This window comes from Actinomycetota bacterium (genome assembly GCA_040905475.1).
In the GTDB taxonomy this organism is placed as follows: domain Bacteria; phylum Actinomycetota; class AC-67; order AC-67; family AC-67; genus DATFGK01.
Map to the genome: position 1 here is coordinate 1 of JBBDRM010000022.1, position 10,951 is coordinate 10,951.

10 protein-coding genes are annotated in these 10,951 nt (G+C 66.0%); 5 read left to right on the top strand and 5 right to left on the bottom strand.

The window, feature by feature from the left end; genetic code table 11:
* Positions 1-421, bottom strand: a 421-nt coding sequence (locus WEB06_02205) for a TetR family transcriptional regulator (protein ID MEX2554425.1), incomplete at its 3' end; no start/stop codon positions are given.
* A gap of 165 nt (positions 422-586) precedes the next feature.
* Here WEB06_02205 and WEB06_02210 point away from each other — a divergent pair.
* The gene (locus WEB06_02210; GenBank protein ID MEX2554426.1) at positions 587-2,284 is read left to right on the top strand and encodes an acyclic terpene utilization AtuA family protein; all 1,698 of its coding nucleotides are present in this window, start codon (positions 587-589) and stop codon (positions 2,282-2,284) included.
* 132 nt (positions 2,285-2,416) lie between these two features.
* Positions 2,417-4,624 carry an EAL domain-containing protein gene (locus tag WEB06_02215; GenBank protein MEX2554427.1) on the top strand — a complete coding sequence of 736 codons (2,208 nt, stop codon included), beginning with the start codon at positions 2,417-2,419 and terminating at the stop codon, positions 4,622-4,624.
* A gap of 166 nt (positions 4,625-4,790) precedes the next feature.
* Here the strand turns inward: WEB06_02215 and WEB06_02220 are convergent, their stop codons facing one another.
* Positions 4,791-5,996: a cytochrome P450 gene (locus WEB06_02220; GenBank protein MEX2554428.1), complete on the bottom strand. Its 1,206-nt coding sequence runs from the start codon at positions 5,994-5,996 to the stop codon at positions 4,791-4,793.
* A gap of 75 nt (positions 5,997-6,071) precedes the next feature.
* On the opposite strand from WEB06_02220, the gene WEB06_02225 reads away from it, so the two are divergent.
* A complete protein-coding gene (locus WEB06_02225; protein MEX2554429.1) occupies positions 6,072-8,018 on the top strand; it encodes a CocE/NonD family hydrolase C-terminal non-catalytic domain-containing protein in 1,947 nt (648 codons plus the stop codon).
* Positions 8,019-8,026: 8 nt separating this feature from the next.
* Here WEB06_02225 and WEB06_02230 read toward each other — a convergent pair whose 3' ends face one another.
* Both WEB06_02230 and WEB06_02235 read right to left on the bottom strand, forming a co-directional pair.
* Positions 8,027-8,800 (bottom strand): alpha/beta hydrolase, encoded by a 774-nt coding sequence (locus tag WEB06_02230; GenBank protein MEX2554430.1) that lies wholly within the window; start codon positions 8,798-8,800, stop codon positions 8,027-8,029.
* A gap of 43 nt (positions 8,801-8,843) precedes the next feature.
* Complete coding sequence (locus WEB06_02235) at positions 8,844-9,995, bottom strand: sigma-70 family RNA polymerase sigma factor (protein ID MEX2554431.1); 1,152 nt, start codon at positions 9,993-9,995, stop codon at positions 8,844-8,846.
* Positions 9,996-10,280: 285 nt separating this feature from the next.
* Here WEB06_02235 and WEB06_02240 point away from each other — a divergent pair, with 285 nt between their 5' ends.
* Positions 10,281-10,463 carry a hypothetical protein gene (locus WEB06_02240; GenBank protein MEX2554432.1) on the top strand — a complete coding sequence of 61 codons (183 nt, stop codon included), beginning with the start codon at positions 10,281-10,283 and terminating at the stop codon, positions 10,461-10,463.
* A complete protein-coding gene (locus WEB06_02245; GenBank protein ID MEX2554433.1) occupies positions 10,460-10,630 on the top strand; it encodes a hypothetical protein in 171 nt (56 codons plus the stop codon). Before WEB06_02240 ends, WEB06_02245 begins: the two co-directional genes overlap by 4 nt.
* Positions 10,631-10,750: 120 nt before the next feature.
* On the opposite strand, the gene WEB06_02250 is transcribed toward WEB06_02245, so the two are convergent.
* On the bottom strand, positions 10,751-10,951 hold a 201-nt coding region (locus WEB06_02250), incomplete at its 5' end, for a dodecin family protein (protein MEX2554434.1).

Sequence of the window (10,951 nt, forward strand, 5' to 3'; positions counted from 1 at the left end):
GGATGCCCTCGTCGGCGTCGCGCTCGACCGCGCGCACCGCAGGCCGCAACGCCTCGTCCGTGCGGGCGGCGACCACCAGTTCCATCGCCGCCGCGAAGAGCGGCCCGCTGAACGACTTCGCCAGGAGATCCACGGCGAGCGAGAACCGGTCGCCGTTCGGCTGCGCGTTCTCGAGCTCGTGCCTGAGCTCCTCGCGGCGCTTGCGAGACAGGTGGACGATCGCCTCCGCGACCAGCTCCGCCTTGGTGTGGAAGTGGTGGACCTGCGCGCCGCGGGAGAGCCCCGCGCGTTTCACGATCTCGGTCGTGGTCGTGCCCGCGTAGCCACGCTCGACGAGGCAGTCGATGGTCGCGTCGAGGAGTCGCGCTCGCGTCGCAGCGCTGCGTTCCTCCTGCGTCCGACGGGCCTTTTCCTTAGGCACCGACGCACCCGACGATCTGACTTGCGCTCGGACGAAACATACCGTCGTGACTGTATCTAGTCGAGCGTCGTCCCGTCAAAACGGAGGGACGTAGCCTCGGGCCTCAACGGCACCCCCCACCTCACGCGGTTGCGCGCTCGATCGAACACCTTCCATAGTTCGGGCGTGGCGAACGACGAGCCCATCCGCATCGGCAACGCGTCCGGCTTCTACGGCGACCGGTTCGCGGCTGTGCGCGAGATGCTCGAGGGCGGGCCGCTCGACGTGCTGACCGGCGACTACCTCGCCGAGCTCACGATGCTCATCCTCGGGCGCACGCTCATGAAGGACCCCAACGCCGGCTACGCGCGCACGTTCCTCTCCCAGATGGAGGAGTCGCTGGGCCTCGCGATGGACAAGGGGGTTCGCATCGTCAGCAACGCCGGCGGGCTCAACCCGAAGGGCCTCGCCGAGGCCATGCACGAGCTCGGCGAGCGGCTCGGGCTCCACCCAAAGATCGCCTACGTCGAGGGCGACAACCTCCGCGAACGCGCCGCCGAGCTGGATCTCGGGGCGCCGCTGACGGCCAACGCGTACCTCGGGGGTTGGGGGATCGCTGAGGCGATCCGCCGCGGCGCGGACGTCGTCGTCACCGGCCGCGTCACCGACGCCTCGGTGGTGGTCGGCCCCGCGGCGGCGCATTTCCGCTGGGCGCGCGACGACTGGGACCGGCTGGCGGGCGCGACGGTCGCCGGCCATATCCTCGAGTGCGGCGCGCAGGCGACCGGCGGCAACTACGCGTTCTTCAAGGAGATCGACGCCCGGCACCCCGGCTTCCCGCTCGCCGAGATCCATGCGGACGGCTCGAGTGTGATCACGAAGCATCCCGGCGCCGGCGGCGCGGTGCCGGTCGAGACGGTCACCGCCCAGCTCTTGTATGAGATCGGCGGCCCACGGTACGCCGGGCCGGACGTCACCTCGCGCTTCGACACGATAGAGCTCGCGCAGGACGGCGCCGATCGCGTGCGTGTGACGGGCGTGCGCGGCGAGCCGCCGCCGCCGACCATGAAAGTGTGCCTCAACCATCTCGGTGGCTTTCGGAACTCGGTCGTGTTCGTCCTCTGCGGGCTCGACATCGAAGAGAAAGCCGCGCTCATCCGCGAGCAGGTCGAGGCGGCCCTCGAGAAGGAGCCCGCCGAGATCGTCTGGTCGCTCGCGCGCACCGACCGAGCTTCAGCGGCTACCGAGGAAGAAGCGAGCGCGTTCCTGCGGGTCACGGCGAAGGATCCCGACAGCACGGTCGTCGGGCGGGTTTTCAGCCGAGCCGCGATCGAGCTCGCGCTGGCGAGCTATCCGGGCTTCCACGTCACGGCGCCGCCGATGGACGCCAGCCCGTACGGCGTGTACACCGCCGCGTTCGTCGATCCTGCGCTGATCGACCATACGGTCGTGCTTCCCGACGGCGAGCGCGTCACGATCGAGCCGTCACCGGCAACGCAACCCTTGCAGGATCCAGCGCCGGCCGCACTCCCGGAACCTCTGCCGGCGGGAGCCACCCGCGATGCGCCGCTCGGGCTCGTCGCCGGCGCGCGCAGCGGAGACAAGGGCGGCACGGCCAACATCGGGGTGTGGGCGCGATCCGTGGACGGATGGCGATGGCTGGCGAACGCGCTCACGGTGGAGGAGTTGCGCAAACTGCTCCCCGAGACCGCCGATCTTGCAATGACGCGCTACGTCCTTCCGCATCTGCGCGCCGTGAACTTCGTCATCGACGGCATCTTGGGAGAGGGCGTCTCGTCGTCAGCGCGGTTCGACCCGCAGGGCAAAGCACTCGGCGAATGGCTGCGCTCGCAGACGATGGAGATCCCAGAAGCATTGCAATGACTAGGCATCCGGGACCTCACGGCCTGCAATGAACTACAGGAATCGTCTCCGTGCCAGGCGTTCGCCTGCAGTCTTTGAGAAATTCGGGGGTGTTGGGTACTTTGATCCACGCCTCCTGCCGAGACTATCTACATGGCCCTCAAAAACGAAGGAACCCGTGTGGTGGCGCTCGCGCTCGATGGGGCGGCTATCGATCGGCCCGAAGCGCCTCACATAGATCCGGCCGAGCGACCCAAGCGGAACGCGTCATTGAGCCGTCGCATCAGGTTCGCGATGGCGATCATGATGCTCCCCGTCGTGGCGATGGCCGGCGGGGGCATCCTCGCCTTCCGCTCATCGGTGGCCGCCCTGGAAGAAGTGCGCGACGAAACCGAGACTGAGGCCATGAGCATCGACTTGCTCCTAGGAATGCTGGCCAGCGCCGACGATCTCGGCGAAGATTACATCGAGCTCAACAAGCCCGGCATGCGCGAGGCGTTCCTCGCACACGGCCAGAACATCGACGTGGCCATCGAAGAGATCATCGCCCATGATTCAACTCACGCCCCGGAAGAGCTCACGGAGGCGCTTTCGATCAGGGATCTTTGGGCCGGCGCTTTTGCCGCCGCTCAGGAAGCGGCTGTACTAGGGTTTGGCCGGAACGACGTTGCCCTGGATCTCTTCCATGACGCCGTCGACAAGGCGGCCGCTTCGGTAATCGGGCTCTACTCCGTCCATTCCCGTGAGATCGTGGCCGAGATATCGGCTCTCAAGCGTCGAGAGGACGTCCAGCTGGTTACCGCTCTCGCGACCCTGCTCCTCGGCTCGTTCGTGGCTGCGTTCGTGGCGCGGAGGGTGCGCCGCTCGATCACCACTCCGCTCAAGTCACTGGAGGAGGCTGCCACCCGCCTCGGTGGTAACGACCTCTCTCATCGGGTTACGGTGACCGCCGACGATGAGCTCGCCCGAGTGGGCGGCGCCTTGAACGCGATGGCCGTCAAGCTGAAGCGGAGCCGGGAGGAGTTGCAGTATCAGGCGTTCCACGATCCGCTCACCGGACTTCCCAACAGAGCTTTGTTCATGGAACGCATGGAGCACGCGATGGCCCGAAGTCTCCGCAGAGGGACACCGCTCTCGGTCCTCTACGTCGATCTCGACGACTTCAAGGCGGTCAACGACTCGCTCGGTCACGAGACGGGCGATCAGGTGCTGGTCGCGGTTTCCGACCGCCTCAGGACCAGCATCCGCGCCGAGGACACCGCCGCGCGCCTCGGCGGCGACGAGTTCGGCATCATGCTGGAAGGATCCGGGCCGGAGGGTGCCGCCGCCGTTGCCCGCGAGATCGCCCGCCTCCTCGAAACGCCGCTCCATCTGAAGGCCGGCGACGTGTCGATGCGCGCCAGCGTCGGAGTGGCGACGTGGCGAGGTGAAGAGGGACTCGATGAGCTACTGCGCGGGGCCGATGCTGCGATGTATCGCGCCAAGTTCTCAGAGCGGGGCTCGTACCGGGCGTTCGACCCGAAGCTGACGGTTGAACCTCGCATCACCGGCGGCATCGAGCCCGAGTTGCGTACGGCGATCGCAGAGGGCCGGCTCGTGCTGCATTACCAGCCGCTGATGTCGCTCATCACCGGCGAGACGCTTGGATTCGAGGCACTGGTGCGCTGGAACCATCCGACGCGCGGGCTCCTCCAGCCGATCAGCTTCATCCCGGCCGCGGAGAGAAGCGGGATCATCATCGAGCTTGACAAATGGGTCCTGAACGAGGCCTGTCGCCAACTCGCCGTCTGGAAGCGCAACGATCCATGGTTCGAGGCGAAGTATGTGTCGGTCAACGTGTCGGCCGGTCATTTCGAAGACCCTGCTCTCGTCTCGAGAGTCGCGGAAGTCCTTATGAGGGAGGGTCTCGAGGCTCGAGACCTCCGCGTAGAGATCTCGGAGCACACCCTGATGCGCGACAAGGACCGCGCCGCAGCGACGCTTCGCTCGCTCAAGGCGCTCGGCGTCTCGATCTGGCTCGACGACTTCGGGACGGGGTACTCGTCGCTCAGCTATCTGCGCTTCTTCGCCCTCGATGCGCTGAAGATCGACCGCTCCTTCGTCGCGGATGTGGACGGGAGCCCGGACGAAGCGGCGATCACCCAAGCCATCATCAAACTCGGCAAGTCCCTGCGGCTAACGGTGGTCGCTGAAGGCGTCGAGACGGCAGGACAGCGCCGTGAGCTCGCGCGCTTGGGATGTCAGATGGCCCAGGGGTTCCTCTACTCGAAGCCGGTTCCGGCCGAAGCGGTGGAGTTGATGGCATTGATCGCTGGGCGCGATCCCAAGACGACCCCGCCCGCGCTCGTACCCGCCGCGTGAGGTCGAACCGGACTGCTGTACTTCTCGGCTACTGAACCATCTCATGCGGTAGGAGACGAGCCAGATCTCCTTCTCTCGGGCGTGATTCTTGGCGAGCCACGCCCGCCAGTCCTTCCGCGTCGTGACGGAGAGCTTCTTGCCGAGCTTCAGCGACGCACCCCGACCCTTACGAACCCAGGGTGACCGCAAGCCGGTCGAGACCGCGAAGGTTGAGGCGGCCGTTCCACGTCGGGTCGGCGGAGAAGTCGATCGCAGGGAAACGCCGGATCAGGGACCCGATGGCGACTTCGCCCTCCAATCGCGCGAGCGCCGCACCGAGGCAGTAATGCACGCCACCTCCGAACGAAAGGTGCTGATGCGCACTCTCACGCGTCACGTCGAGCCGTTCCGCGCTCTCGCCGAAATGCGCCTCGTCGTGATTCGCCGACGCAAGGATCAGTGCGCAGAACGAGCCCTTCTCGATGGTCTTCCCACCGATCTCGATCTCGGCCAGCGTGATACGCCTCGACATCTGAACCGGACTGTCGAAACGGAGGAACTCCTCGACGGCGCCCGGCACCAGGGTTTCGTCGCTCTGGAGGCGCACGAGCTGATCCCGGTTTCGCAGGAGCGCGAGCACGCCGTTGCCGATCAGATTCACCGTCGTCTCGTGTCCTGCGATGTACAGAAGCAGAACCTGCTCCACGAGCTCCTCGTCGGAGAGCACGTCCCCGTGCTCCTCGGCGGCGATGAGCGCGGAGAGGAGATCATCGGCGGGCTCCTTGCGCTTCCACGCGATCAGGTTGCTCACATGCTCGAACATGTGGTCACTCGCGTCGGCGATCGCGCGGATGGTGTCCGGGTCGACGAGCGGCTCGAGTGAGCGGACGATCAGGCCCGACCACTCGCGCAGCCGGGCGCCGTCCGACGCCGGGACGCCGAGCATCTCGGAGATCACGACGAACGGGAGGGGGAACGCGAGGTCGGAGATCACGTCGATCTCGCCTCGCTCGCCGGCCGCGTCGAGGTTCTCATCGACGAGCGACTGGATGCGCGGCCGCAGATCCTGGATGACCCGCGGCGTGAAGGCCTTCGTGACGAGCTTCCGCAGCCGGGTGTGATCGGGCGGATCGCGGCTGAGCATCGACTTGCCTCCGCGTTCGGAGCGTTCGCCGAGGATCTCGAGGATCATCTCGTCCATCGCGGTCGCGCGGGCGTTGCGATCTTCGACGCTGAGGCTGGGATCACGGAGAAGCCGGAGGACGTCCTCATATCCGAACAGGACCCAGAAATCGAGCGGGCTATTGTGGATCGGATCCTCCCGGCGCATCACCGCGTACCGCGAGTACGGATCCTCGATGAATCCCGGCTCGAACGGGTTGTACTCAGCCATCTGGCCTCCGGAAGCGACCCTTAACCTAATCCTAGAAGGGACCGGGCCCTCCTCGCGCGAATCCCATTGGCATCCATGCCGCCACTCCGGACACGATCGCTGATCTTTCTAACCCTGCTCGCCGCGACCTTGGGCCCCGCGCGCGCGGATGCCCCATGCACGCCCTACAACCCCTTCGGGGCGCTGCCCGGCGCCCAGCTCACCGCCACCGAGCACCTCAGCAAGGACGAGCCACCCGTGCACTACGTCATGTACCGGGGATTCGCGCCGAGCTTCGACGGGTTGCCGATGTCGGTCGATGTGACGATCCCCTGCGCCGCGCAGGGCCCGATCCCGCTCGTCACGATGGCCCACGGGTGGACCGACGACAAGACGATCTGGGAAGAGACCGGACGCTCGGACACGGTCTCGAGCGAGTTCCGGCGCGGGTCCAATCATCACTGGAACAACATCTGGTTCGCGTCGCGCGGCTACGCCGTCCTGAACTACACGGCTCGGGGCTGGCACGACTCGTGCGGTCCGCGAACCCCCGGCGCGATCGACCGGGTCGTTCCGGCGCCGCAATGTCTCGGCTACGACTACTGGATCCACATGAGCGACCAACGCTGGGAGGTTCGGGACACCGCCTGGCTGACGGCGGGTCTCGTGGAGAGCGGGGTCGCGGACCCCGAACGGCTCGCGGTTACGGGCGGTTCCTACGGCGGAGGAACGGCCGCGATGAACGGTATCCTCGGCGACCGGATCGTGTGCGGCGGCTCGCCCTCTCCGCCCGAGCTCGCCCCGGACCCGTGCGCCGAAAAGTCCGACGGCGAAACGGCGGCCTGGACGACGCGCGACGGGACGTCGCTCCGATGGCGGGTCGCGCTGCCGCTGTACACGTGGAGCGACGTGATCCAGGTGCTCCTCCCCAACGGACGCGGCTCAGACGGGACGCTTTCACCGGACGGACATCACGCGGATCCCGTCGGGATCCCGATCGAGAGCTACCTCGTCGCCCTCTACGCGGCGGGGCAGCCGCTCGGCAACGGCTTCTTCGCGCCGCCGTTGATCGACGCGTCTTCGGACATCACGACGCAGACCTTGCGCTCGTTGGCGGGCAATCCGTTCCGGTACGAGGACCCGCTCGTCGCGAACGGCATCCATCAGTTCCGAACCTTCAAGAGCGCGATCGGTATCGAGCCGTCGACGAAGGTTCCGATCTTCTGGGTGCAGGGTTTCACCGACCCTCTTTTCACGGCGTTCGAGTCGCTGCAGACGGCGAACCGGCTCCGGGCGTTCGACCCGGCGTATCCGATCAAGCTTTTCTTCGGCGATCTCGGACACGACTACGCGGCCGAGCGCGTGGACGAGTGGGACGCGGCGCACGAGCTGATGAACGCTTTCCTCGACCACTATCTCGTGGATGCCGGCCCGGAGCCGGCCTTCGACGTGACGGCGGCCGTGACGCGCTGTCTGAACCCCGACGCTCCGATGGAGCTCGTGACCGCACCCGATTGGGGCTCGCTCGACACCGACCTCATCACCTTCGAGGCGGACGCGACGGGGGTTAGCGCCAGCGCGATCCCCAGCGAGGCCGGCTTCGCGACCGACCCGGTAACGACCGCAACGCTCCCCGGGCCACAGGCGTACAAGGGCTGCAGGATCATGAAGCCCGCGCTTCCGGATCAGAACAACGTGGCGTTCGAGTTCGCGGTCGCCGACGCGGTCACGTTGCTTGGCGGTCCCGTGGTCGAGATCACCTACGCGACGACCGCTCCCGACACCGAGCTCAACATCAGGATGTGGGATGTCACGCCCGACGGGATCCAGGCGCTCGTCACCCGAGGCACGTATCGCAGTCTCGACGGTCCGGGAACCGATCTCGTCGCACGCTTCCAGATCGCGCCGACCGGCTACCGATTCGCGCCGGGCCACACGATCAAGCTCGAAGTTACGGCGAACGACGCTCCATACCGGCAGCCGAGCAACATCCCGGCGCTCCTGTTCCCAAGCCACGTCACGATGACGCTGCCGGCTGCGTAGCGAACGCGCTACCCCGCCGGGCGAGGGAACAATCGTCGAGCCCCGCGTGGCGGCGTGAACGGGCGCCACGATCCCTCGGGTTGCGCCAGCCGGTCGGCGATCACCCACAGCGCTGCGGGGTTGTGGCCGAGCCCGACGTGGCTCCCGAGGACGGCGACGTTCTCGCTCAGCGGACCCACGTCGTCGAGACAGGCGCGCCACGAGACGATGCCGTCGAGCTTCGAGTAGATCGAGGTCGCCGGGACGGAAACCGTTCGATGAGGACCGTCGTTAACTCGCCGGCCGAGACCCTCCACGTGCCGTCGCGAGAAGCGCTGATACGTGCGGGTCGCCCTGCTTTGGCTTTGGTGCTGCATCCGGATCGGGCTCCCGAGGGTGATCACCTGTCGCACATCGTCGGGCCGGCGGTGCGCGATCTCTCGTGCGTAGATCCCGCCGAGACTCCACCCGACGATACTGATCTTGCGTTCGTGGCGTTCGCGCAGATCATCGAGCCGCGCGCCCATCCCCTCGACCGCCTCGAGCGTCGGTCCGATGTTGCGACCCAGTCGCCACCCGTGAACGTGGTAGCCGAGTGATCGCAGGTAGCGGCGCAGTGGGCGCGTCGATGTGTCGGCCGCCATCAATCCGGGCAGCACCAGGACGGGGTGTCCGTCGCCGCGGGGCGCTCGGCGGAGCAAGGGACCCGCCGCCACGAACATGCCGAAGTCCCCGACGGCTCGAGGGAGATCTGAGAGGAACAGACCTAAGTTCGGCGGCGCTTCGTCGCGTGTCGATGCCATCTCTGCAGGGTAGGCGAGGGTGGGGCTGCGCGCACAGGCGCCCTCACTCCAGGAAGTCTTTGAGCCTCACCATGCTCGACGGGTGACGGAGCTTCGAGAGCGCCTTGGACTCGATCTGCCGGATCCGCTCGCGCGTCAGATCGAGCTCTCTCCCGATCTCTTCCAGGGTGCGGGGTTGCTGACCGGTCAGGCCGAAGCGGAGCTGGATGATCCTGCTCTCTCGCGTGGTCAACACCCCGAGTGCTGTTTCGACGTCCTTCTTGAGGAGGACGGCAACCGCAGCGTTGGCCGGCACAACGGCGTCGTGGTCTTCGATCAGCTCTTCGAATCGGGACCCGTCACGGTGATCGATCGGCGCCGCGAGAGAGATCGGCACCGAACGCAGCTTGCGTATCTCGCGAACCCGTTCGGCTGGGATCCCCATCTCGAGGCCGATCTCCTTGGAGAGCGGTTCCCGTCCGAGGTCCTGAACGAGCCGGCCCTGGGTCCGCCAGACGGCATCGGACAGCTCCGCGATGTGGACGGGCATCCGGATGGTCCGCCCCTGGTCGGCGATCCCTCTGGTGACGCCCTGACGGATCCACCAGGTCGCGTAGGTCGAGAACTTGAAGCCCTTCGAATGATCGAACTTCTCGGTTGCTCGGATGAGTCCGAGGTTGCCTTCCTGAACCAGGTCGAGGAAGTGCATCCCCCGGCCGAGGTAATGCTTGGCGATCGACACGACGAGACGCAGGTTCGCCTCGATCAGTTGCATCTGCGCGTTGCGAGCGTCGCGCTCTACACGGCGAAGGAACGTGGTCGTCTGCGCTCGGTTCTTCGCTCGGTAGGTCTTGGTCACGATGGCTCCGCCGATATCGATCAACCGCAAGCCGTTCGACAGATCGAGCTGCCGGTCCCTGATCGCAACGACCGCGAGGACGACCTCGCGGAACCGTTTCGCATCGACCCGGCCCGCGGAATCGATCGACGCGAGAAGTTCGGTTGCCTTCGCTCCACCATCCATCCGCATCGCAAGATCGACCTCTTGCGCCCCGGTCAATAGCGGAGTCCTCGCGATCTCATTCAGGTACATCCGGACCGGATCGCTGACGGCCGACCCGTTCTTCGCCTCTGGGAGACTCGAAACTGAGCCGACGCCCGCAGCGGGACGGCGGATCGTCTGCTCGAGGACTGTCAGGGAATTCCTGTCGCTCATTCGCGACCTCCTCATCGCTCCTCGATCCGTCGGGGGCGAGGGCGGGTGGCTAAGCCACGGTCGCTCGAGCGAACCACAAATGGAATCCTAGTGATGCGATCCTATCACTTATGGAGCACCGTTGATCGTTTCATGATTCGGAAATGCATTGCTTTCCACCCTCCGTGGCCATACAATTCATGTGTACTTCTCCTCTTTCCTCGCTGCGGGAACATTCCGCCCACTCGTTCGTGGGGTACTCGACCCAAGAGGTCAGAACCACCAACTTTCGAACGGGAGGCATGCGTGGGATCCACGGTCGAGATGCTTGATGAAGTCGAAGAGGACCTCATGGCTCGCTCGTTCCTCTTCGCGAATCCGATCTCGTATCGGGACGGCGTCGGAGCGGCGACGAAGGCGATCCGTGCGATGCTCGCGAAGGCCGACCCAACCATCGGCGCCGAGAGAACACGAGAGGAACCCTCATGACGGATACCGCTTCGAGCGTGCCCGTGATCATCGCCGGGTCGACCAAGCCCGACCGGATGGTGACGCTCGTCTGCAAGTCCTGCCGCATGGCGCTCTACATGTCGGACAAGAAGCTTCACATGGCGAGCTGGATCTGTCCTTCCTGCCGCGCGGTCACTCACAACTAGGGCCGGACGGCGTGGAGCCCAAGGGCTTGTCGGGCATGCAGCACTTGTCGGCCATCCGTTGGCGCGCGTGATCGCATGGCCGGACGAGCCGGCTCTCATCGCGAGATCCTTGTGTAACGGTTAAGCGTCGTACTTGAACGAGATGTTGATGCGCGCGCGATACGCGGTGACTTTGCCCTTCTCGATGGTGAGGTCGAGCTTCACGACCTCGCCGACGCGAAGATCACGTAGCGTCTTGGCGGCGGTCTCGACGGCGTTCTTCGAGGCCTCCTCCCACGACTTCGTGCTCGTGCCGATCACTTCCGTGACGCGATAGATGCT